This is a genomic window from Sinomicrobium kalidii (assembly GCF_021183825.1).
GTDB lineage: Bacteria > Bacteroidota > Bacteroidia > Flavobacteriales > Flavobacteriaceae > Sinomicrobium > Sinomicrobium kalidii.
Genome location: NZ_CP089211.1, coordinates 4,825,051 through 4,849,007, shown reverse-complemented (window position 1 = coordinate 4,849,007; position 23,957 = coordinate 4,825,051). Strand labels below are relative to the sequence as shown.

Here is a 23,957-nt window from a genome sequence, read left to right as displayed (position 1 = left end):
TTATATCACAATTTCAACCTGTGATGAATACAAAATATTCAAATTATGAAAGTAAAAGATGACAAATTAAAAAAGGGAGCGGGGAAACCTAATCCCGGTTTCCGTATATTTTCCGATAGGCCGTGGGGGTATGTCCATACACTTTTTTAAATTCCCTGCTGAAGTACTTTCGGTCACTAAAGCCTACCATATAGGTGACTTCGGAAACGGAAAAGCTGGTATTCTTAATCATTTCTTCGGCTTTTTTCAACCGAATCCGCTTAATGAGGTGGGCCACGGAATAATTGGTCAGACTCTGTACTTTCTGGTACAGAACGGCCCTGCTCATTCCTATGTCAGTTACGAGGGTATTGACATCAAAATCAGGGTTATCGAGGTTTTCTTCAATCAGTTCCCTTAATTTTTTAAGGAATTTCTCTTCGGGTGTGGTCAGTTTATCGATATCGGTACTGAGCATATAATCACCGCCGTATTTTTGTTTTAGCTTTTCCCTTGCGGCAAATATATTGGCAATAGTAAGTTTCAGCACAGCTACACTGAACGGCTTGGTAATATAAGCATCCGCACCGAAAGCCAATCCTTCGATCTGATCGGCCGTCGCGGTTTTGGCGGTCAGCAATATCACGGGAATATGGTCCGTGGACTCCCGTCTTTTTATTTCACTGCACAATGCAAAACCGTCCATACCGGGCATCATAACGTCGCTGAGTACCAGGTCCGGTATTTGCTGCCGTATGTCATCCAGCACTCCAAGACCGTCGGAAAATTCCACTACATTATATATTTCACTTAAAATATCTGCAAGGAACTGCCGTATCTGGTCGTTATCCTCTACGATCCAGATGGTTTTTTCCCTGCCGGTAACGAGAGGTTCCTGCCCCGGTACATCACTGCCGGGCACCGGAAGTTCCACGGGTTGCTCTTCCAACATCTCCCGGCTTTCCTCCTGTTTTTTTCCGATGTTGTCCAGGTGTTTCTTTCCCTTGCGGAGCGCCACCTTAAATGTAGTCATCCAATCATTATCCTTCCCGGTGGCTTCACTTTCCACATCAATGGTCCCTTTGTGCAGGTTTACAATACTTCTGGAAAAGGCAAGTCCCACTCCGCTGCCGGTATTCCCGATGTTCCCGTCGCCTGCCTGGAAGAAGTTCGTAAAAACGGCTTCCCTGTCCTGCTCCCGGATTCCCGCACCGTTATTCCGGATACGGATATCCACCCATTTCTTGCTCCCCGGCCTTTTGGCAATATGAAACGCTACCCGGCCGCCTTCCGGGGTAAATTTGAGGGCGTTGGACATGAGATTATAAATCACCTTCTCCAACTGGTTTTTATCGAAGTACAGGTTTATGCTCTCCGATTCGGCCTTAAAGTCACAGGTAATACATTTTTTATCGGCAAGAGGTATAAAAGATGCATATATCTTCCGGCAGAACGCTACTATATTTCCTTTTGTACAAAGGAGTTTGAGATGACCGCTTTCCGCCTTCCGGAAGTCCATCAGTTCATTAATGAGCTTTAACAGGCGATCGGAATTACTTTTAATGAGTTTCAGATCGTTCCGGGTTGCTTCATCCTGTCCGTTTTTCCGGAGCAGGTTGTCAAGGGGAGCATTAATAAGCGTAAGCGGGGTTCGTATTTCATGGGAAATGTTGGTAAAGAAATCCAGTTTCATCTGGTACACCTGTTGTTGCTGACGGTTTTCCACCTGTTTTATGAACAATTCCCTTTTAAGCCGTATCCGGTTTCTGAAAAAGCGGATAACCGCAAGGGAGACCGACAGTAGTAATACGGCATATACGGCATAGGCTACCCGGCTTTTCCACCAGGGAGGAAGCACCTCAATCCGCATGGTCCTGGTATGAGGGCTCCACCGGTCATCATCGCCGGTCACTTTCATGTTCAGGGTATAATCCCCCGGGGTAAGCCCGGTAAAATAGATCGTATTTTGTGTGCCTATTTCGTGCCAACTGTCTTCAAAACCCGGCTGATCGAGTTTATATGCATACCGGTTGCTGCCGGGATTTATATAATTCATGGCCGTAAACCGAAACCCCACATAACCCTGGTCGTAATTAAGGGTGAGTGCGGCCGTTTTATCAATGGGCTCGTTAAGCGGGAAGTTTTCTTTTGCCGCAGTAATTTTCCTGTTGTCGATAAATAATGCCGTAAATACGATTTTTCGCGAAACCGGTTTTTTTGTCACGCTTTCCGGGCTGAAAACAGCCAGTCCCCCGGAACCACCGAAAACGATCTCCCCGGTATGAAGCCTGGTCGCGGCATTATCGGAAAAGCGCCTTACGGGCACTCCGTCTTTCGTATCATAGGAGGTAATAGAAAGTTTTTTTTTCCTGAACGGCGGAGAAAATGTCCTGAAACCAATATCGTACAGTCCGTCATCTGCACTGACCCACAAATGCTGCCGGTCGTCTTCGGTGATCCCGCGTATGCTTTCATTGGTCAACCCCGAGCTTTCGTCAAGGGCGAAGAATTTCTGCTGTGCTTCGTCAAAATAATTCAGCCCCTTGTAGTCGGTACCTATCCAAAGCCTGTCCTCACTGTCCACGAAAAGGGTGGTAAGGGTATTGTCGCTCAGGGAATATGCCCCGCCGCGCTTATACACGCGGATGTTCTTCCCGGAAGCCCGGTCAATAACATTGAGTCCGTTTAAAGTAGCTACCCAGAGTTTTTCCCCTTTAATAACGAGTGAGGTTACGAAATCATCACTAATGCTCCGGGGGCCTTTACCTGCCCGGTAGGAAATGATTTCTCCCCTTCGGGTGATGTATTTGAGTCCCTGCCCGTCTGTTCCCACCCACATGCCGGGGCCATCACGGACAAGGGAGGTAACAGGCCTGTCCTTCTCCCGGTTATTAAAAGGCACCGGGCTAAAGGTGCTGTGTTTTTTATCGAAGGTAAAAAGCCCTTCAAGGGTACCGCACCACAGGGTGTTCCCGGCTCCGTTTTCCAAAGCTGTGACAATGTTATTTCCTTTCTTCCCCGGTTTCCCCACTGTATAATAACGGCTTGTCCGGGAAGAAAAATCCAGGCGGGTGATTCCTCCTCCGTAGGTACCCACCCATAATACCCCGTCATCACCGGGCACTACCGACCTGGCCATGGAACTGTTCAGCCCGAATCCGGACGGGACGGTTTCTCCCACTTCCATAAAACGGGCATTGACCGGGTTGTACATATTAATGCCCCCTCCCCTGGTCCCCAGCCAGATACTTCCGTCCCTGTCTTTCAGGGTACACAAAACGGTATTATCACTCAGACTGTGGCTTTTCAGCAAATCGTGTTTGTAGGAGAAAAAGGTGTGTTTTTTCTTATTAAAAACAGATAATCCACCTATGGTAGCAAACCACAGCGTCTGTTGATCCACACAAAGAATATCGTTAACCCAGTTGGATGCCAGCGTCTCCTTTGCGCCCGGGGTATTCCTGTAGTTTACAAACAAGTCCTTCTCTGCTACATAACGAAACAGTCCCCGGCTTTCGGTAGCAAACCAAAGATCTCCCTGCGGGTCCCTTACGGCTTTCCATACTTTGGCGTTACGGAAAGAAGGTATATGCCGGAATGCCCCGGGGAAATCCTGTAACGTATTACTTTCGGGGTCGTACCGGAACGGGCCTGTGGCCGTTCCTACCCAAAGGCTTCCGTCGGTATCTTCAAAAAGGGATAATACCCTGCTGTGATTTAAAGTGTCTGCCGGGCTGTTTGGCGGAACACCTTCCAGACGGCCGCTTCCCCGGTCTATTTTTTTCAGTCCCCCGAAAGTCCCGGCCCAGATGTCCTGACGTTTATCTCTGAGGAGCGCGGCAATATAATTTCTCCCCCCTTTTTCAACCGAAATATCAAATGGGGTAAAGAACTTAGTTTGCGGATCGAAGAGGTGAACACCATTGGCGGTCCCGATCCATAACAAGCCGCTTTGATCTTCGCAAAGTGCGTTGATCTTGTTATGACCGAGGGTACCCTCCCGGGTCTCGTCCCGGGTGTAGCGAACAGATTCGTAACCGTCATAACGCACCAGCCCGTTGAACGTACCCAACCAGATAAAACCTTCATGACTCTGCATGATACAGCTTACCGGACTTTCTGCAAAATCACTGTCATAACGAAGGTGTTCGAAATACAGGTCTTTTCCCTGGGCATAAAGCCCCTGACCAATGAGAAAAATAAAAACTACAGTAAGAACTATATGTGGTTGGTAGCGCCTCAAAATATTGTTATTTCCCGTACATGGCATACTGGTCGGAAATATACGAATCTATTTTAAATGACAGATAGTCAATACTACAACTACAGTACAATACCCGGAAAAATTGCGTTACTGAGATAGCAAATCATTCGCTCACCTGCCCCCGCAATAAGTCGCTTTGCCCCCATTGCTTTGACTTGTTTTTATTTTGGTTTTTAGTCCTCCCTCTTATTCCATGCTATAATTTTGTTTTCAAGTATTCTGCAAAAAGAAAACAAAGATCTTTTGCAGGCTCTCCTCCCCGAACATTAAAATTTTTCAATTGCCGGTTCTTTTGTCAACAATGGCAGTACTGAATCCAGGAAACTTTTAAAGTGTTCAGATGAATTGTGTCTTTCAACCGCGCTTTCGTTTTCATATTTTTCATAGATTAAAAATTCATTTTCTTTATCCACCTCTTTTAATAATTTGTAGGCTAAGCATCCGTTTTCTGCAATACTCTTATTTACCATAATTTCTGCCAGTTTTAAAAACTGTTCTGTTTTTGTTTCCTGTATGCTTAATTGTGCAATAATTGTTTTTTTCATAAACTAAATTCAGATTACAAAATTAGTACGAATTACAAGTGTTTTTTTTATTAACACATCATCAGTAATAACAAATCTTAAAAATAAATACTACTTAAAGAGGATGCTTCCAATTTGTTTTTATCGCGGTACCCTGTTGGCTATGGTTTTTTGATTTATATATTATTCTTTTTTCGGCGTATAAAAAAAGTGGCTAAATCCGTATTGGAAAAATTGGTAAACCCTGTTTGTCGCAATAATGCAACCAATTGTCCGCGATGATATGCAGCGTGGTTGACGAAATGAAGAAATGTTTGCCAAAATATCATTTGCCCTTCTCTTCCATTCGGGTAAATAAACGTAACAGACTTTTTATAATCTTCTTCGGGAAAATTTTCAACGAAGTTTTTCAAGTCTTTCGAGGTATTTTCCCAAATCTCTATCAGTTCGTTTTTTGTGCCTTTAAACTCGGAAGACAGGTAAACAGGGTCAGGAACTTTTGTCCAAAAGTCAACCCAGATTTTTTTAGCACTCACAATGTGAATTGCAGTTTCCCTGATGCTGCTAAAACTGCTTACAACAGATTGTTCCCATTGTTCAGCATTGATCTGTTTTAACCATTTAATACTTATGCCGTCGGCCCAATTGCTGTAATCTGCCAACGCCGTAAAATCTCTTTTTGTCATTTTACCTTATGTCTTAAATTCATCACAAAGGTAGCATGAGGAAGTATTTTTAAACTGTCGTTAATCGCTCAAAAACTATTGGGAAACAGTCATTTTTTGTTGTTGGAATTGTTTAGGACTTATACCGTAAATTTGTTTGAAGGATTGCGAAAAACCGGAATGACTTTCGTAACCTACTTTGTAAAAAATCTCCCCAGGGTTTTCATTTTGTAATAACATCGATGCTGCAATTTCCATTTTTCGTTGTAAGAAGTATTGGCTTGGTGTAATATTGTATAATTTTACAAATCTTCGTTTGAATGTAGAAACGCTTGTATGGCACAAAAATGCCAGTTCGCTCAAGGTGAGGTTATTCGTAATATTTTCTTCAACTGCTTTCCGTATTTCCATATCTGAATACGCTTCCCGGGGCCTTGTGTTGAAGGACAGTATTTCCTGCGGATACCTTTCCAGGAGATGAAGCATTAACTCTTCAAATTTTAGTTGTAGTAATTGAGATGAGATAAGAGACGGTTTTCGCTGAATCATTTTAAGTGAAGCCATATGGTTCATAACGAATTCATCCTTCTTAAATACTAAAAAAGGCGCTTCAGATTTTTCCTGCTGCGATGACATTCCTTTAATAACCGTATCATATTTAATAAAAAAACGTGTTAGCTCCTCATTGTTAAAGAAAAATAAAGTGCTGCGATATTCCTTATCAACAGAAAGTTTTTCAGTCATTAAACAATTATTTGCAGAAAGGATGGCAAAATGGGAATTTGTAACAACCGTAGCGTTATTTGCATAATGTATAATCTTCTCTCCCTCCTCCAAAAAATTAATAAAGTGGTGTTGAAGCACTATTTTATTTCTTTGTGCCGGTTTCCGGGAAACATAGCCAGATACCTTTAAAGTGTCCATGTCTTGTTTTTTTGCCTTCTGCACTTGCTTTTACTTTAAGAGCTCGTTTTCGATCAGTCAACGGGTTCCCATAATTGTACTTTGTTTCCTTCGGCGTCGAGAATGTGGATAAATTTACCATAGTCGTAGGTTTCGATTTTGTCCACAATGGTTACTCCTCCTTTTTTCAATTCTTCAACAAGGGCATCCAGGTTTTCAACCCGGTAATTTATCATAAAATCTTTTGTTGAAGGTTCAAAGTATTTGGTCGTTTCGGCGAATGGTGTCCATTGGGTCTGTGCTTTCTTTGTACTGTCCGGACTTTTATACCACTCAAAAGTTGCTCCGTACGGATTTGTGTCCAAGCCTAGGTGCTTTTGATACCATGCTGTCATTTTTTCGGGGTCTTTGCATTTAAAAAAAACACCTCCGATACCTGTTACTTTTTTCATTCTGTTATTGTTTTTTGCTGTTGTCGTAAAATTGTTTTAAAGACTATCACATACCCATATTTCTTCTTAAAATAAGGAAAATGGGTAATGGTATTAGCCGGTTTTTTACTTTAATAAGAATAAAGTTGTTAAAAACAACCAAGGAATATACTAAATAATTCCTGAAAGATCTTGCCAAAATTTGGAAGGCGATATTTCAGTCTTAACTTTTCAGATCGATTTCAAAGAAGCAAACATCTGCATCGTGATAATGGGAGGGCAAGCCTGAGGAATCTTTTAATTTTTTGATCCCTAAAAAACTGAAGCCACATTTTTTGTAATGATTGATTAATTTCTCATTCTCGCCACAAGTATCCATTCTGATAAATTGTTTGCGTTGCGCCTTTGCAAATTTCCCTGCCCACTCAACTATTATTTTCACGAAATTATTCCCCCTGAAATCGGGATTTGTGGCTATTCTGTGAATATAGATAGAAGAGTCTTCCCCATTGTCATCCCAAATTTGGGGATCGCGATAAGTTATCGCCCAAATGCAGGCTATTTTATTTTCAATTAATAACTTGAATTGACGGTTTTCTTCGATTTCTGTGGATATTAATTCTTTATTAAATTCCGGCCACTGATTTTCCGGGAACTTTTCCTTTTGAAAATCAGTTGCCAATTTATATAATCTAAAGATTTCAGGAATATCACGTGGTGTACTGTTCGTTATTTTCATTATAAATGGTTCGTCGTCCTGGGAATATCTGCCCAGAACATAATATTGCAAGTTGAAGAAGTTTTCATGCTTTTCGTCTTTTCGTTACACATGGTTTCCGGACGAAAGCCAAATCACTTTAAAGATACATTTTTATGCCTTCTGAACAAGCCATTTTAACAAATCGGTCAACACAAATGTTAAAAAGGTGTTTGTTATCCGAATTGTTGACTTTTGTTGACGCATGAAATGAATTCAAAAAACAGCAACAAAAATAAAAACCCTGAAAATCATACGATTAACAGGGTTCTGAGTCTAATTAATTTCCTGATTTGTGATCGCGACAGGATTCGAACCTGTGACCGTCTGCTTAGAAGGCAGATGCTCTATCCAACTGAGCTACGCGACCGGCTTTTCTTTAAAAGCGGTGCAAATATATAACCGAATATCATACAAAACAACACTATTAAAGAGAATTTGCCCGCGGAAAGCGACAGCCATACTACAAAACACTATGTCTTAGCACCTTCCCACTTTTGGTCTCTTCAAAAGTTCCGACCATATGAATCTCTTTCGGTATTTCGTATTTATCGAGAGAAGAAAGCCCGTTCAATTCCTTCCTGATATTTTCTACTGTCAGTCCGGGGTTCGTTTTTTCTTCGACAAAAAGTACCAGCTTCTCCCCCAATTTATCATCCGGAAGACCTTTCAGGTAAAACCTCCCTTTAATGCCGTCCCGGATTTTATGCTCTATCTGTTCCGGGATCAGTTTTATCCCCCCGGAATTAATGATATTGTCATATCGGCCCAACCAATGGAATTTTTTTTCGGAAACCAATTCCACAAGGTCGTTGGTCGTAATGGTTTCGTCAGACAGGTGCGGAGCGTTTATGACCAGGCAGTCTCTTTCGTCCAGGGATACTTTTATCCCGGGGAGCAGCGTAAAACAGGGCTCCTCTCCCCTCTTGTTCTTGCGACCATTTATCTTCCTGGCTGCGATATGTGTCACCGTTTCTGTCATACCATAGGTTTCATATATCTTGCAGGATCTTTTGGGCAGCGAAGCTTTCAATGTTTCCGACATGGGTGCTCCCCCGACAATAAGTGTTTTTATCCGGGATAATCCTGAAAGGGAATTTTCTACCTGCATAGGGGTCATTGCAGAAAAATCATAGTCCTTTTTCATTCTTTTCAGCGGATCGGAAGAGGGTTTCACCAGGTCTATTTCCAGTCCGAGGATCATGGCGCGGACCAACATCATTTTTCCGGCTATATAATCGACCGGTAAACAAAGTAAGGCCCTATCTCCAACCGTAATACCAAAGAAGTCGCCCGTGGCCAGTGCCGAATTTACCATGTTCTGTTTACTGACTTTCATCGGTTTTGGCTTCCCTGTGGAACCGGAAGTATGCACCGTTATCGTCTCACTGTTATCGAGCCAGTCCAATAGGAAATCCCCGATAGCCCTTTCATAAGGTTCTCCTTCCTTTATATAACTACATGCGGCCATCCTTAGCCCTTCACGACCGAAGTATGTGCCATCCAGTTTAAACCTGTTGTGTATGTTCTTATAAGTAATTGAAGGTTCTTGCTTGTCTGTACCTGTCATAGTAATCCGCTTCTTCTTTTTAGTTATGTTTCAGAGAATTTGATTCTTCAATCTGTCCGGGCGGGGTTATTTTTCCGAACAGCTTTTCTTTCCAGCCCGTCCAACCATATTTTTTAGCCAATATATACAGGATTATCGGATAAATCAACAACGGGAGGAAAATATCGAAGCCCACTTCAGGTGAAGATATATCAAGGAACAGGGAATCCGTTTGCATGGCTGTCCAGTCTGCCGTAACAAGAACCGCTGTGAGCATGTTGTTCCCCGCATGATACCCCAGTGCAAGCTCCATACCGTCATCCATGAGGGTCATGATCCCCAATATAAGCCCGGTACCGATATAATATACCATAATAACATACCCTATTTCCTTGACTTCGGGATTGAAAATATGAAGTATCCCGAACGATATGGAAGTAAAGATCAACGGGAACCACCTGTTTTTGGCCAGGACTCCAAGTCCCTGCATCAGGTATCCCCGGAACAGGTATTCTTCAAAACTGGTTTGGATTGGCAGCATTATTACCGTAATAACAAGCAGCATCAGAAAGGGTAAGGGTTTAAAATTCCATTGAAAATCCTGGGGTGAAAGGAAATATCCGATAAGGAACAACGTGGCATTGATGATAACTACCAGTCCGAAACTGAAGAAAATCCGTTTCCTGTCTATATGTTTCCTGGAAGTGGTCAATGTTAGCAAGGACTGTTTATGGACATATTTTACCATAAAGAATAAAGCGAGCAACCCAGTTAAAAAAGAGACGATCATTAAAACCAAAAAAAGATTGGCCCCCAACACCTCTACAAGTCCGCTGATATCTGTCGGAAAAGTACTCATATCAGGCACTTTGAGAAATACCGCGGCGAAGAGGGGGATGGCACCGAAAAACTGCCATGCCATAAAAATTACAAGTACCCCTACTGCATAATAAAGCCAATTATGGTACTTCCCTTTAAACGCCTGTTCTATAAACATAAAATTAATTTTTCAACACATTTATATCCCAATCTTTCCGGGGATCATAACCAAGTTTCCCGTCCCTGACTTCCAGCGGACTGTCCGGGTTGTTCGTATAGAGACTTCCGGTGCCTAATCCCTGGGGCATGGTGTTTTCCAGGCTGTAAGTCCACTGTGCTATGGCATTCAACCCCACATTGCTTTCCAGTGCACTGGTTATCCACCAACCCGCATCGTGGTCCTCTGCCAGCTGTATCCACTCCTCACTTCCCCTGAATCCCCCCACCAAACTGGGTTTCAGAATAATATATTGGGGGTTTACGGTTTCCATAAGTCTTTTTTTCGAATCAAGGTTAAAAACACCTATCAGCTCTTCGTCCAGGGCGATGGGCAGCGGTGAATTTTCACAAAGTGCGGCCATTACCTCCCATTGCCCCTGTTTTACGGGCTGTTCTATGGAATGTAACCGGAATTCCGATAACCTCTTCAATTTTTCCAAGGCACTATCAGGTGTGAAGGCGCCATTGGCATCTACACGTATTTCTATCTGTTCCGGAGAGAATTTGCGGCGAATGGATTGCAATAATTGCAATTCGGTATCGAAGTCTATGGCGCCGATCTTCATTTTTATACAATGAAATCCCTGTTCGATTTTTTCCTGTATCTGACGTTGCATAAATGCTTTGTCGCCCATCCATACCAGGCCGTTGATGGATATGGCCCTGCTCCCTTCGGTAAAGGCTGATGGGAAAAGTAAAAACGGGGACCGGGAGCGGAGCGAAAGGAATGCCTGCTCTATGCCGAATTGTATGGAAGGAAAGGCTGTGAGATTTTGGTATAATTCGTTTTTCCCCAGGTGGATATTGTCACAAACCCATTTCAGTTTTTCTTCATAATCGTCCCTGTCGTCCACGCTCAATCCTCTCAGGATGCCGCACTCCCCTATTCCTTTCCTGCCTTCATCCTCCAACAAGAGATACCAGGTTTCCTTTTCAGTAAGAATTCCGCGTGAAGTTCCGCTAGGACGTTTAAATTGCAGGGTATGCCTGCGGTATGATGCTTTCATTTATTGTCTGAGCGTTTTATAAATGACTCAGGTAACCCGGAGCCGGTACATGTCAAAAAAAACTTTTCTCTCCGTCCCTGAATCATTATATCTCCCTGTGACGTTCCTCATCAAAGTTCAATGCTTTCACCTATAGCCAGTAACATCAGATCCTTGTCCTTGTTAAAAAATTTCCGTTTGGCTTCTTCGTGGTCTATCTCAATATAACCGAAAGTATCATAGTGATACCCTAAAATTTTATCACATTGTACAAAATCAGAAGCTATAATGGCATCGTCCACACCCATTGTAAAATTATCACCGATGGGGAGGATGGCGAGGTCCAGTTTTACCTGCATGGGGATGAGTTTCATATCCATTGTAAGGGCTGTATCTCCCGCGATATAAATATTTTTGTGTTCTCCTTCTATAACAAATCCCCCGGGCTGACCTCCGTAACTACCATCCGGAAAAGAGGAAGTGTGAATGGCATTGACGTATTTTACCCTTCCAAATTCAAAATCCCAGCTACCTCCGTGGTTCAGGGGATGGAAATCAATGCCTTTATCCCCGTAATGATGGGCAATCTCAAAATTGGAGATCACCATTGCCCCGGTATGTTTTGCTATGGTTTCCACATCGTGTATGTGATCCTGGTGCGCGTGGGTCACAAGGATATAATCTGCCTTGATCTGGTTAATATCTATATGAGCAGCCTTTTCATTGGGCGAAATAAAAGGGTCTACCAGGATATGAACATCGCCTACCTCTATTCCCAGGCTTGCGTGTCCGTAAAACGTTATTTTCATGGTATGTTACGATTTATTATCACTTATATTATACAATACAGATTCTGTTCACTTCACCATTTGTCCTTTCAGGTATTCAATATAATATACCTGTCATAGCAATCGCCGTAAACGACCTAGAACAAAGCCAGTCCCAATGCAAACAGGACGGAAAGCAGAAATGTGCTTATGGCCAGTTTTTTCAACTCGGGGTCCAGCGCTTTCGGCACTTTATTTTTCCGAACCGTATCCATATGCTTTAATACGGGTATAAAGGCCAAAAGAAATAAATATTGATAAATATAAAAACTTTGGAGCACAGCAAAAAGCAAAACCAGCAGTAATGCCGTTATCAGAACAATATAGTGATATCGTTTTGCTTTTTGCCCTCCTATCTTCACTACCAGGGTGTTCTTACCGGATTTTGCATCACTTTGTTCATCCCTCATGTTATTCAGGTTCAATACCCCTACACTGAGCAATCCGATGGTAATTGCCGGGAGGAATACGGTCCAGTCCATATTTTTGGTATACAGAAAATAACTTCCGGCTACACTGAGGAGTCCGAAAAACAAAAAGACAAATACATCGCCGAAACCGTGATAGCCATATGCCGATCTGCCCACGGTATATTTTATGGCAGCTATGATGGATACAACACCAAGGAAGAAGAACAATACGGAATAACCGAAATTCTCCCTCCCGAACGCCAGATAGATGAGTAACAGGGCAACCAGCATGGTTATTGCTATGGTTACGGCGATTGCCTTCTTCATCTCGCCGGGGCTTATAATACCACTTTGCAGTGCCCGTTGCGGACCGATACGATCTTTATTGTCTGTGCCCTTAACACCATCTCCATAATCGTTGGCGAAATTGGAAAGCACCTGAAATCCGACGGTGGTAAGCAGGGCAAGGGCAAATATTTTCCAGTTAAAAAAACCGCGTGAAGCGGCAATTCCCGTACCTGCAATAATCCCGGATACGGAAAGGGGAAGGGTCCGGAGCCGGGCCGCTGATATAAACGCTTTCGTTTTACTCATATAACATCTCGCTGTTAATCAAATTCAGAGATCACCTTTTATGGCGAAAAATCCTGCTGTCCTTTTTAACGCCCCAAATCGTTATTGAATCAGGGTATCCATTTTATGTTCTTGAAGTCCGGTTTCCGTTTTTCCAGGAAAGCATTGCGGCCTTCTTTGGCTTCCTCGGTCATGTAGGCAAGCCGGGTAGCTTCTCCCGCAAAAACCTGTTGCCCTACCATGCCGTCATCGGTGGCGTTGAAAGCGAATTTCAGCATTTTTATCGAGGTAGGTGACTTGGCCAGGATTTCCTGTGCCCATGCATAGGCTGTATCTTCCAATTCTTCGTGGGGCACTGCAGCATTGACCATCCCCATTTCACAGGCTTCCTGAGCAGAGTAGTTTCTCCCCAGAAAGAAAATCTCGCGTGCACGCTTCTGCCCTACCATCTTGGCAAGGTAAGCGGAGCCGTATCCGCCGTCAAAACTGGTGACATCGGCATCGGTCTGTTTGAAAATGGCATGTTCCTTACTGGCCAGCGTAAGGTCGCAAACCACATGCAGGCTGTGCCCCCCTCCTACAGCCCATCCGGGGACCACCGCAATCACCACCTTTGGCATAAAACGGATGAGGCGCTGTACTTCGAGTATATTGAGCCGGGGCATGCCGGAATCGTCCACATAGCCCTGATGGCCACGGGCATTCTGATCTCCCCCGCTACAAAAGGAATATACGCCGTCTTTGGTTGACGGACCTTCTGCCGAAAGTAAAACCACACCGATCGAGGTGTCTTCCCGGGCATCCAGAAGGGCTTCAAAAAGCTCGCCAACCGTCCTGGGCCGGAAGGCATTACGAACATCGGGCCGGTTAAAGGCTATCCGGGCCACTCCGTTACATTTCTTATAAGTGATATCTTCGTATTCCTTGACAACTTTCCAATCTGCTTTATTCATAATTTTGTTATTTTGCGTAAAAATAATCCTTTTTAGTCTTTTTGACCCAATACTACATTATGAAAAAGATAGAAGCCGGAAGTCTGAAGCCGGAAGTAAAATTAATCTGCATCAAAACTTCCGACTCCGAACTACGGACTTCTCACCCAAAAAACAAACAAATGAAAAAAACACTCACCACTCTGGCTTGCCTCTGTATCGCAGCCCTTGCATTTTCGCAACAGTACACTTTTGAAACGCTTACAGACCTGGAGGCCACTCCGGTAATCAGTCAGGGGATTACAGGCACCTGCTGGAGTTTTTCAACTTCTTCATTCCTGGAATCGGAGATTATACGAACAACGGGGAATCAAATCGATATCTCCGAGATGTACAACGTGCGGAACACATATACTAAAAAAGCCTGGAATTATGTTATGCGGCAGGGAAAAGCACAGTTCAGCCAGGGAGGACTGTCACACGATGTAATGAACAGTGTGGCTGCGTACGGAATTGTTCCTCAGAGTGTGTATACGGGATTGGCAGAAGGACAGGAAAAATACAATCATATCGAAATGGTCTCCGTACTGGAAGCCATGCTAAAGGTATACGTGGATAACCCCGCAAAAACCTTGTCTGATAACTGGAAAAAAGCCATCGAAAGTGTCCTTGATGTATACCTGGGGGAAAGGATGGATGAATTTACTTATGATGGCAAACAATACAGTCCGGAATCGTTCCTGGAAATGACAGGGATACAACCGGAAAATTACGTTTCGGTCACTTCTTTTCTGCACCGGCCCTTTTATACGAGTTTTATTCTTAATATTCCGGATAATTTTTCCAACGGCAGTTACTACAACCTGCCGCTTGACAAATTTATAAGTGTTATCGACCATGCTCTTGAAAACGGTTATACCCTGGCGCTGGACTGTGATGTCAGCGAACCGACGTTCTCCCAAAAAGACGGCATCGCAGTGATCCCGGAAAACGAGTTTGAAAAAAAGGCAATACTGGAAGAGATCAAACCGGAAAAAAACATCACTCCGGAATACCGGCAGCAGGAATTCGAGAACTTCCACACCACCGACGACCATCTTATGCATATTACCGGGAAGGTAAAAGACCAGAAAGGTAATATGTACTATAAAGTGAAAAATTCATGGGGGACCGATAAAACTCGTGTGGGAGACAGCGGTGGTTATATTTACATGAGTGTTCCCTATATGAGACTTAAAGCCATATCGGTAATGTTGCATAAAGACGGTTTACCAAAAGATATCCGCAAAAAATCAAACTTGTAAAAAGCAGAAATACTACTCTCCTTCAAGTCTTTCCTGCTCATCGGGGGTAGTGTTTCTCTTGTTGTCTTTGAGGCGATAGTTGCCAAAGTTGTATTTGAGCCCTATGGAAACAGTGCGTCTTTCCGGCATATCAATATACCCGTTATCCTGATTCAGGTATTTTGACCTTTGCCATCTGTTCTTAGTATTAAATATATCTGTGAAATTCAATGTAGCCACCAATCGCTTATTCCAAAAAGATTTGGTAAACCCTATATCGGTATAAAAACGAGGATCGGTCTTAATGGAACCATATAAAAATTTAGGCATATAATAAAGGGTCAGGTCGGCAGTAAAAGTTCGGTCTTCGGATAGTACAAACTGATTATACGCCCTTCCAAAATAGCCTAAAATATGACTGGTTTGCATGACATTATCACTTTCTAAAGCCTGAAATGTATTTTCCATATAAAATCCGGACATATAAACGTATAAATACCACCAATCCCACACATATCCATAATACATAAAATCAAGGCTATATTGAAATTCTTCATCAATGTTGAAATAGGACGTATATATATTCCTATTTTCATTGTCTTGAAAGGTAAGCCTTTCTATAAGGCCGTTCGTATGTTGATAATATAAAGAAAAAACAAATTTCTTTTTATAGGTATAATCCAAAGAAACCTTATTATCAATAGATCTGGTAAGATTAGGATTTCCCGCGGAAAACTGTTGCTCATAAAGATAATACCGATAGGGATTTAATCTTCCATATCTGGGACGGTTTAAGCTTCTTTTATAGCTTAATTCCAATTGATGATTATCATTAATGGCATGTTGTAAATTTACCGTTGGAAACAATTCAAAATACTTTCGGGTATTTATGCTTCCGAGAACTATTGAATTAGCTTCAACAGCGGTATATTCTCCTCTCAATCCTAAAATTAGTGCCCATTTTTCCCATTCTCTGGTTACGTTCCCGTATGCTGCGTAGATGTCCTCTATATAATCAAAGTTATCATCTTCAGTATTTTCAGGAACATCTTCCCCATCAAATGAAGCTTTACTCTTACTGTCAATAGAAGAATATTTAAGCCCGGTTTCAATATGAAGCGATTCCAGGGGAATGGAAAAGTCCAGTTGTTGGCTAAAAATGTTGTTTCTTTGATTAGCCAGGAAATTAAAACTGTTATTATTTGTTAAGTTATCATTATTGTCGAAATAATCAGTGCGCAAGAATTGAGTTTGGCGGTCATCATAGTATATATAGTTGCTAACCGCATTCATTGTTACTCCTTTATCATTTAAAGTAAGCCCATAATCCAAAGAAAATGACAGATTAGATCGATCGTTATCCAATTCACTATCCGTTAGAAAATAGGATTCCAAATTCTGATCAACATCAAACATATCGGTAACCACTTTATTGTTGAATGTTTTGCCTGGTGAATGTAAAATGTTAGCAGATAAACTCAGGGAATTTTTCTCATTAATGGTAAAATCCAAAATAGTATGCAAATTATGTGCATACGATCGGGTAATTTTCCTGAAATCAACATCCCAGTAATCGTCAGGAATATTATTCTCAAAAAAATTAAAATAACTTTTATCGTGTTTATATTCCTTTCTCGGACTATAACTATATCCGGCAAAAAGGTTTAAAAAATCATTTTTATAAAAGTGGTCTGTTCCGAAATTGTATTTGGGAAAAACAGCTTCTGTAATACGTGTATTTACACTTCCTTTATATCCCACGGAAATACTTTTTGAAGTAATTATATTTAACACTGTCCCGTCCTCTGCATCATACCTGGAGGAAGGAGTCGTAATCACCTCAATAGATCGTATATTGGTACCGGAATAACCTTCTAGAAGGTCCCTTAACTCACTTCCCGACAGATAAACACGTTTGTCATTTATGTAGACAGTTGCTGGCGTATTCCTTATTTTTATCCGGTCATTAATTATTAATACACCAGGAGTATTTTTAAGAATCTCAAATGAACTTTGTTGAGATAGCGCAGTATTCTCTACATTAAAAATAAGGCGATCTGCCCGTTTTTCTATATGTGGCCTTTTTCCGGTTATCGTGACCTCTCCAAGTTCTTGTCTTTTTTCTGCCAATACTATGGTTCCTAAATCCAGATCACTCTTTATGTCTATCAATTTTTGATATATGTTATATCCTATATATGATATTTTAATAAGGTAGTCACCGCTTTTAATATCCTGAATATCAAACACCCCATTTTGATTGGAAGATGTGCCCTGGACAATAGTGGAGTCTTTTTCTCGTTGCAAGAGTACATTCACAAAAGACAACGGTTCTTGCTTTTCATTTACAATTTTACCTTTTATACTGTACTCCTGGGCAAAAAGAACGGTTGGAGAGTAAATAAAGCCGAACACCAAAAACAACCATTTAGCCATATGTCTTAATGAAGATAAAATTTATTTTCGCCCACCAAAAGTATGTCTTTTATCGTAAAAAACAAACATTTAATCGATATAACACCAATAAAACCGTAAATAATATTTGTTTTTTCTTACACTAGAACAATATATTTTTAAATATCATCTCTTCATATTTTTGTTTCATTCTTTGTATTTTGGACATCCAAAAAAACATGTTTACACATGAACAGACCAGGTGTCGAGAAAAAACGAATTCGGAAGCTGTTATTTCTGGGCAGTGTTATAACCATCTTGATAGCAATTTCTCCTTACATTTTTTACCTTTATGAGATTTTTCCTAAAACGAAACAGTGGAAAACGCTACTATTTACATTTAAAGTATCGTATTACTCCGATTTGTACAGTACGGCCTGGTATTTTGTAAATAAACTTATCCCGTTATATCTTCTATTTCTTTGGTTGCTCACCTGTCGTCGTTGGTGGTATTTTATTATACATATACCAATTACAATGTACGTTTACCAGGTTGCCGGGCTTATTAATGAGGATATCAGGTATATGGAACAAATGCATTTTTATCATATTCTACCAATTGTACCCGTCCTAATTACCGTCACTTACTTTCTTCGTGTTAAATTATTAACTCCTTTAATGAAAGGTATTGATTTAAAATCATTAAGCAGAATATTACCAGGAACAAAAACAGAAGCGAAATCCTTGTTTCCAGATCTTATAATAGTCATACTAATTGCAGCATCCCCTTTTGTCTTTTATATTTATAAAAACATTCCTTCCACAGAAACCTGGAGAACAATATTCTTTACTTTAGAAAGTGCTAATTATCTGAGCGTATCACATCGGACATGGTTTTTTATGAATAAATTTGTTCCCCTTTACCTTCTTTTCCTCTGGATACTTACTTGCTGGCACTGGTGGCGATATATTATTCTTGTACCTATAACAATGTATGTTTTTCAACTTTATTCGGTTCTGAATAATTCAATAAAATATGTTGACGAAATGGAAATCTACTGGCTTATTCCTGTAATACTGGTAACAACAACAGTAGTTTATTTACTACGACAAAAATTGTTTTTCAAGGTCGTCAAAGGAATAGATATCGAAAAGCTGGATGAAGAGTTAAAAAAATATAAGGCAGACAGGAACTGACCATTATAATAAATATTTTATTTGGGAATTTTTACGTAATATTGTACGATTACTCTTTTCATACAAAAAAAATAGTTTCCCTTACTTTTTTTTCGATAAAAAGTAATAAAGTTACGACGAAAGTATTAATTGACAACAATTTATTTTTTGGTACGTTTGCTTCAACTAAATAACCAAAAAGCATACTATCATGAAATCAGTAAAATTATTCTACCTTATTACTTCCTTATCTTTCTCGGCTGTTGTTTTCTTTTCGTCATACAAGATCTATAATAAAAAGAAGGATTTTGATTTTACTCCTAATAATATATTAACGCTAATTGAAAAGGGGGAAGCAGACGAAATGGGATCAGCTGGTTTTACCACAAACAAAGCATTAGTACTAATAGAAAAAGGGGAAGCAGACGAAATGGGATCAGCTGGATAATAATGTCTCATTTTATTATTCCCGAAAAACAAAGCAATATATAATTTACCTTACATAAACTTAAAATTATATATTGCTTTTTACAGATTCATCCTCAGAAAAAGGTCAAAAAGTGTATTTATTTTTTTAAGAAAATAAATTTCATTGCTTCTCCTTACTTTCTTTTTCTTATTATCCTTTTATTTGTATATTTCATTAAATTTTTTCAAATGAAAATCGACAAGAATAAAAAGGTAATGAGGAGATCTCTAGTAATCGGAAGCTTCGTCGCCTTATTAATAGCAATATCACCATATATTTTTTATTTGTATGAAAGTTTGCCCAAATCAAATGTTTGGGAAACTTCCTTTTTCACCTTTAAAAGTACTTATTTTAGCACAGTTTATGTAGCTGCTTGGAACTTTGTCAACAAATTTGTCCCGCTTTATCTCTTATTTCTTTGGTTTCTGACCTGTAGGCATTGGTGGTATCATATTATTCTTATCCCTATAGCCATGTATTCTTTTCAATTAATTAATATCATCAACGACAATGCTCAATATTTTGATGAAATAGAAATTTACTACATAATTCCAATAATGTTGATTGTCATCCCTGTTGTTTACCTCCTTCGCCTAAAACTCTTCGACCGGGTCGTTCACGGTATAGACATGCGGAAACTGGATGAAGAATTAAAAAAGTATGAGGTGGAAGACGACGATTTCTCCAAATAATTTTTTAGCTTTACAGGTATTTGCAGTGTTAAGATTATGAATGTAGCTTCGTCGCCATTTACCAAACAGCAGTTGCTGCCGCAGGAAGAAATGCTGGAAGTCCTGAAGCAAAAAGGCGAACTGTTTATAGGCATTCCCAAAGAAATCGCCTACCAGGAAAAACGGGTCTGTCTCACTCCCGATGCCGTAAATGCCCTCACTGCCCATGGGCACCGGGTAATTATCGAATCGAAAGCGGGGGAAGGCGCCAATTTCAGCGATACGGAATACAGTGAAGCGGGCGCCGAAGTGACCAACGACGTCAAGAAAATCTACTCTTGCCCCATCATTCTGAAAGTAGAACCGCTTTCCCTGGACGAATTAAAGCTCATAAACCCGCAAACCATACTTATCTCTGCCCTGCAGATAAAAACCCAGAGCAAAAAATATTTTGAAGAACTGGCCAAAAAAAGGATTACGGCCATCGCTTTCGAATACATTCGCGACGAAGACGGCAATTATCCTGCCGTACGTTCACTCAGTGAAATCGCCGGAACGGCTTCCGTACTGATTGCCGCCGAACTGATGACCAATGCCAATAACGGTAACGGATTGATGTTTGGCAATATAAGCGGAGTTCCCCCGGTAGACGTGGTTATTCTCGGTTCCGGGACCGTCGGGGAATTTGCCGCAAGATCTGCTCTCGGACTAGGGGCGAACATCAAAATATTCGACAACTCCATCACCCGGCTAAGGCGTATACAGACCAGCCTGGGAAGACCCTTACACACTTCTACCCTGCAACCCAAAAACCTTTTCAAGGCATTGCGGCGTTGTGACGTGGTCATCGGTGCCGTAAGGGGAAATAACAGGGCTCCCGTCGTAGTAACGGAAACCATGGTGGAAAACATGAAAAACGGTGCGGTTATCATTGACGTCAGTATCGATATGGGCGGGTGTTTTGAAACGAGTGAAGTCACAACACACGACAAACCCACTTTTGAAAAATACGGGGTCATACACTACTGCGTACCCAATATTCCCGCAAGGTATTCGCGTACCGCATCGGTCTCTATCAGTAACATCTTTACCCCCTATCTGCTGAAGATCGGCGAAGAAGGCGGACTGGAAAATTCCCTCCGATTTGACCGCGGTTTGCGGAACGGATTGTATTTTTACCACGGAATTTTAACGAACAAAACGGTTGCGGAATGGTTCAATTTGTCTTATAGCGATATCAATCTCCTGATTTTCTGACGCGAACCCTCATCAACCTCAAAATTAAACAGTAAAATCCGTATGAATATATTGAAAAGGATAGGCTTCTACCTTGTAGGCCTTGCCATAGGAATTGTAATTGTAGCGTTTATCTTCAGGGAGAAAGCAACGGAGTTCTGTTATTCGCCAAATTGCAGGGTATTAAAAAATATCCGAAATAAAAAGATCGTATATTTACCCGATGCCCGAAAAAACATTGAGGAAAATGCCATTGACACCACCGGGATTGCCGTTTCCGTTTTTACCGAAGGTGATGTGATCTTTTCCAAAAGCAATACCAAACTGGATTCCTGCAAGACCTATACCATCGAAGGACTTCTCAAAACCGGGAAAGTAGAGGTCTTTGTCCAAAACTGCGACAGCACTGCCAAAGTGGCTTCCGTTACACCTGTAGAATAAAAAATATGATCGATTTTTATTCCGTTACCGCCTCGCTGTGTTTACGGAAAATATCCTTTATGATCAGTTTGGCATGAACCCGGGAATTTTCAATAAACCAGAGGTGCGTATCCACACCCCCGCAAATCACTCCGGCCAGATACAATCCTTCCACATTGGTTTCCATGGTTTCGGGATCATATGAAGGATAGAATTTACCGTCATCAGATAATTGTACCCCGATTTTTTCGAGGAAGCCAAAATCAGGCCTGTACCCCGTAAGCGCAAGTACAAAATCGTTTGGTAACCGCTTTTCCCCTTCCGGAGTATTTATAATCACCTCTTCTTCCCTGATCTCCTTTATATTACTTTGAAAATGGGCTGTGACAGCACCTTCTGCAATACGGTTCTCTATATCCGGGCGCACCCAGTACTTAACTCTTCGGCCAATTTGTTCGCCCCTTACAACCATGGTAACATCACCTCCCTTGCGGTATATCTCCAGTGCCGCATCAACAGATGAATTGCTTGCTCCCACAACAATCACTTTCTGACCGGCATAGTAATGCGGGTCCCTGTAATAATGTGATACTTTGGGAAGTTCCTCTCCGGGAACCCCGATCTTATTAGGAATGTCGTAAAAACCGGTGGCAATAATGACTCGTTTTGTTTTATAAACCGTTTTCGAAGAAGAAACTGAAAAGCTGTTCTCCTCCTTTTCGATATGCCGTACTTCTTCGAACAAATGCAGATCAAGATTGTTGGACGTTACTATACGCCTGTAATATTCCAGCGCTTCGGCGCGTTGCGGTTTACTCTTTATACTGATAAAAGGGATACCGTCTATTTCCAGTTTTTCCGAGGTAGAGAAAAATGTCATGTTCAGGGGATAGTTATACAGCGAATTGGCTATACATCCCTTCTCCAGCACTACATAGCGCAGCCCTTTTTTCTGTGCTTCCAGCGCACAGGCTATGCCGATAGGGCCTCCACCCACGATTAAAACATCATATTCCTTCATAGCATTTTTTTGTTATACCGATATTCTTCGGCCCTGTGACCATCACAGATTCTTCCTTCGGAACCGTTCAGGTATTTGAAATGTCAATCCTCCTCCTGGTTGGGTTCTCCCAGCTTACCGACCGATTTGGCCACAACAGTAGCCACAGTAGCATCTCCGGTAACATTTATCACTGTTCTGCACATATCCAGTATCCTGTCTACAGAAAGGATAAGTGCAATTCCCAACGGAAGTTTGTCCGCCGGAAAATTAATGGATTGTAATACAATAATGAGCATTACCACCCCTACCCCGGGAACCCCGGCCGTACCGATTGAGGCCAGTAAAGCAGTGAATACTATGGTCAGCTGATCTGCAAAGGTAATATCAAAATGGAGTGCTTCGCAAATAAAAATGGTCGCAACCGCCTGATAAAGACTGGTTCCGTCCATATTTATAGTAACCCCTATAGGCAATACGAAACTGCTCACTTCTTCATCCACACCCACATAGTCCTGTACCCGTTCCATGGTAACGGGCAGTGTTGCGGCACTGGAACTGGTGGAAAACCCGAGCAACTGTACCGGACTTATCTGCTTCAGGAACCAGATGGGATTCTTTTTGGCATAGAAACTTATCATCATCATATAAACCACGACCATTAACATCAAAGCCCCTATAACGGTAAGCGAATATTTAAGTAATGCCAGTAATACTTCTACATCGTTGGTTCCCACCACTACATTGGCCAGCAGGGCAAATACGGCAATGGGGGCAATCTTAATAATCAGGTCCACCATTTTCAATATGGCGTCATTCAGACTGTCGAAAAAGCGTTTTAAAGGCTTTGCTTTTTTATCACCGATAAGCAACATACAGATCCCTAAAAGTACCGTAAAGAAAATGACCTGAAGCATCTGGCTATTATCGCCTATGGCCCCGAAGATATTTTCCGGTACGATATCCACGATAAACTCCACAAAGTTCTTGGTCTTGGTCTGACTGTCGCTGATACGCTGGTTCACCACATCGGTTTGTCCCGTATCACTGGTAAGTTTGGCTATGGTCTCTTCGGAAATCCCGGAGCCCGGTTTTACGATATTCGCCACGCCAAGACCAATGGTAATGGCACAAATGGTCGTAATGATATACAATATCATGGTACGTATCCCTATCTTGGATAGTCTCGAGATATCCTGCAATTCGGCAATTCCCTTAATCAGGGATGCAACAATCAGCGGAATGGCAATGAGCTTTAGCAGGTTGATAAACAACACCCCGAAAGGATATACCCACTCTTCGACAAACGTTTTACCCGCAGGATCGATGGACAGCTTATCCAGAGCCTCCCTGTTCGACTGCATTTTTTCCTCCAATGCACTGATGTCCTGTTCGATATTTTCCTTTTGAACGAGATAGGTCGTCCCTCCCGTCTGTCCCGATTTAAACCCGGTATTCAGTTCCTTCAGG

The 23,957-nt window shown here is 41.6% G+C and carries 21 protein-coding genes and 1 tRNA gene; 6 read left to right on the top strand and 16 right to left on the bottom strand.

Going from position 1 to position 23,957, the window contains the following annotated elements; genetic code table 11:
- Positions 1-88 precede the first annotated feature (88 nt).
- From LS482_RS19560 to LS482_RS19500, 13 genes are all read right to left on the bottom strand, one after another.
- Positions 89-4,222, bottom strand: a complete 4,134-nt coding sequence (locus LS482_RS19560) for a hybrid sensor histidine kinase/response regulator transcription factor (RefSeq protein ID WP_233029213.1) — start codon at positions 4,220-4,222, stop codon at positions 89-91.
- A gap of 287 nt (positions 4,223-4,509) precedes the next feature.
- Complete coding sequence (locus LS482_RS19555; RefSeq protein WP_233029212.1) at positions 4,510-4,788, bottom strand: putative quinol monooxygenase; 279 nt, start codon at positions 4,786-4,788, stop codon at positions 4,510-4,512.
- Positions 4,789-4,943: 155 nt separating this feature from the next.
- Positions 4,944-5,453 carry a DinB family protein gene (locus LS482_RS19550; RefSeq protein WP_233029211.1) on the bottom strand — a complete coding sequence of 170 codons (510 nt, stop codon included), beginning with the start codon at positions 5,451-5,453 and terminating at the stop codon, positions 4,944-4,946.
- 75 nt (positions 5,454-5,528) lie between these two features.
- The gene (locus LS482_RS19545) at positions 5,529-6,356 is read right to left on the bottom strand and encodes a helix-turn-helix transcriptional regulator (RefSeq protein ID WP_233029210.1); all 828 of its coding nucleotides are present in this window, start codon (positions 6,354-6,356) and stop codon (positions 5,529-5,531) included.
- Positions 6,357-6,409: 53 nt separating this feature from the next.
- Entirely contained in the window at positions 6,410-6,787 is a 378-nt protein-coding gene (locus LS482_RS19540) for a VOC family protein (protein ID WP_233029209.1), read from the bottom strand.
- 202 nt (positions 6,788-6,989) lie between these two features.
- Positions 6,990-7,505, bottom strand: a complete 516-nt coding sequence (locus tag LS482_RS19535; RefSeq protein ID WP_233029208.1) for a GNAT family N-acetyltransferase — start codon at positions 7,503-7,505, stop codon at positions 6,990-6,992.
- Between the two features lie 314 nt (positions 7,506-7,819).
- A tRNA-Arg gene (locus tag LS482_RS19530) sits at positions 7,820-7,893 on the bottom strand.
- 93 nt (positions 7,894-7,986) lie between these two features.
- A complete protein-coding gene (locus LS482_RS19525) occupies positions 7,987-9,093 on the bottom strand; it encodes an AMP-binding protein (RefSeq protein ID WP_233029207.1) in 1,107 nt (368 codons plus the stop codon).
- Between the two features lie 19 nt (positions 9,094-9,112).
- Entirely contained in the window at positions 9,113-10,069 is a 957-nt protein-coding gene (locus LS482_RS19520) for a CPBP family intramembrane glutamic endopeptidase (RefSeq protein WP_233029206.1), read from the bottom strand.
- 4 nt (positions 10,070-10,073) lie between these two features.
- Positions 10,074-11,117 (bottom strand): o-succinylbenzoate synthase, encoded by a 1,044-nt coding sequence (locus LS482_RS19515; RefSeq protein WP_233029205.1) that lies wholly within the window; start codon positions 11,115-11,117, stop codon positions 10,074-10,076.
- 110 nt (positions 11,118-11,227) lie between these two features.
- Entirely contained in the window at positions 11,228-11,905 is a 678-nt protein-coding gene (locus LS482_RS19510; protein WP_233029204.1) for a metal-dependent hydrolase, read from the bottom strand.
- A 116-nt stretch (positions 11,906-12,021) separates the two neighbouring features.
- Positions 12,022-12,927, bottom strand: coding sequence for a 1,4-dihydroxy-2-naphthoate polyprenyltransferase (locus tag LS482_RS19505; RefSeq protein ID WP_233029203.1), 906 nt, complete (start codon positions 12,925-12,927; stop codon positions 12,022-12,024).
- Between the two features lie 89 nt (positions 12,928-13,016).
- Positions 13,017-13,859 (bottom strand): 1,4-dihydroxy-2-naphthoyl-CoA synthase, encoded by an 843-nt coding sequence (locus LS482_RS19500; RefSeq protein ID WP_233029202.1) that lies wholly within the window; start codon positions 13,857-13,859, stop codon positions 13,017-13,019.
- A gap of 161 nt (positions 13,860-14,020) precedes the next feature.
- On the opposite strand from LS482_RS19500, the gene LS482_RS19495 reads away from it, so the two are divergent.
- On the top strand, positions 14,021-15,142 hold the full coding sequence (locus tag LS482_RS19495; protein WP_233029201.1) for a C1 family peptidase: 1,122 nt from the start codon (positions 14,021-14,023) through the stop codon (positions 15,140-15,142).
- Between the two features lie 12 nt (positions 15,143-15,154).
- On the opposite strand, the gene LS482_RS19490 is transcribed toward LS482_RS19495, so the two are convergent.
- On the bottom strand, positions 15,155-17,557 hold the full coding sequence (locus tag LS482_RS19490) for a TonB-dependent receptor domain-containing protein (RefSeq protein ID WP_233029200.1): 2,403 nt from the start codon (positions 17,555-17,557) through the stop codon (positions 15,155-15,157).
- Positions 17,558-18,193: 636 nt separating this feature from the next.
- On the opposite strand from LS482_RS19490, the gene LS482_RS19485 reads away from it, so the two are divergent.
- From LS482_RS19485 to LS482_RS19465, 5 genes are all read left to right on the top strand, one after another.
- A complete protein-coding gene (locus LS482_RS19485) occupies positions 18,194-18,712 on the top strand; it encodes a hypothetical protein (RefSeq protein WP_233029199.1) in 519 nt (172 codons plus the stop codon).
- Between the two features lie 190 nt (positions 18,713-18,902).
- The gene (locus tag LS482_RS19480; protein ID WP_233029198.1) at positions 18,903-19,139 is read left to right on the top strand and encodes a hypothetical protein; all 237 of its coding nucleotides are present in this window, start codon (positions 18,903-18,905) and stop codon (positions 19,137-19,139) included.
- Between the two features lie 494 nt (positions 19,140-19,633).
- Positions 19,634-19,852: a hypothetical protein gene (locus LS482_RS19475; protein WP_233029197.1), complete on the top strand. Its 219-nt coding sequence runs from the start codon at positions 19,634-19,636 to the stop codon at positions 19,850-19,852.
- A gap of 36 nt (positions 19,853-19,888) precedes the next feature.
- Positions 19,889-21,088: an alanine dehydrogenase gene (locus tag LS482_RS19470; protein WP_233029196.1), complete on the top strand. Its 1,200-nt coding sequence runs from the start codon at positions 19,889-19,891 to the stop codon at positions 21,086-21,088.
- Positions 21,089-21,130: 42 nt separating this feature from the next.
- The gene (locus LS482_RS19465; protein WP_233029195.1) at positions 21,131-21,508 is read left to right on the top strand and encodes a DUF4258 domain-containing protein; all 378 of its coding nucleotides are present in this window, start codon (positions 21,131-21,133) and stop codon (positions 21,506-21,508) included.
- 16 nt (positions 21,509-21,524) lie between these two features.
- Here the strand turns inward: LS482_RS19465 and LS482_RS19460 are convergent, their stop codons facing one another.
- Both LS482_RS19460 and LS482_RS19455 read right to left on the bottom strand, forming a co-directional pair.
- Positions 21,525-22,508 (bottom strand): YpdA family putative bacillithiol disulfide reductase, encoded by a 984-nt coding sequence (locus LS482_RS19460; RefSeq protein ID WP_233029193.1) that lies wholly within the window; start codon positions 22,506-22,508, stop codon positions 21,525-21,527.
- An 83-nt stretch (positions 22,509-22,591) separates the two neighbouring features.
- Entirely contained in the window at positions 22,592-23,851 is a 1,260-nt protein-coding gene (locus LS482_RS19455; RefSeq protein ID WP_367890611.1) for a dicarboxylate/amino acid:cation symporter, read from the bottom strand.
- Positions 23,852-23,957: the final 106 nt, after the last annotated feature.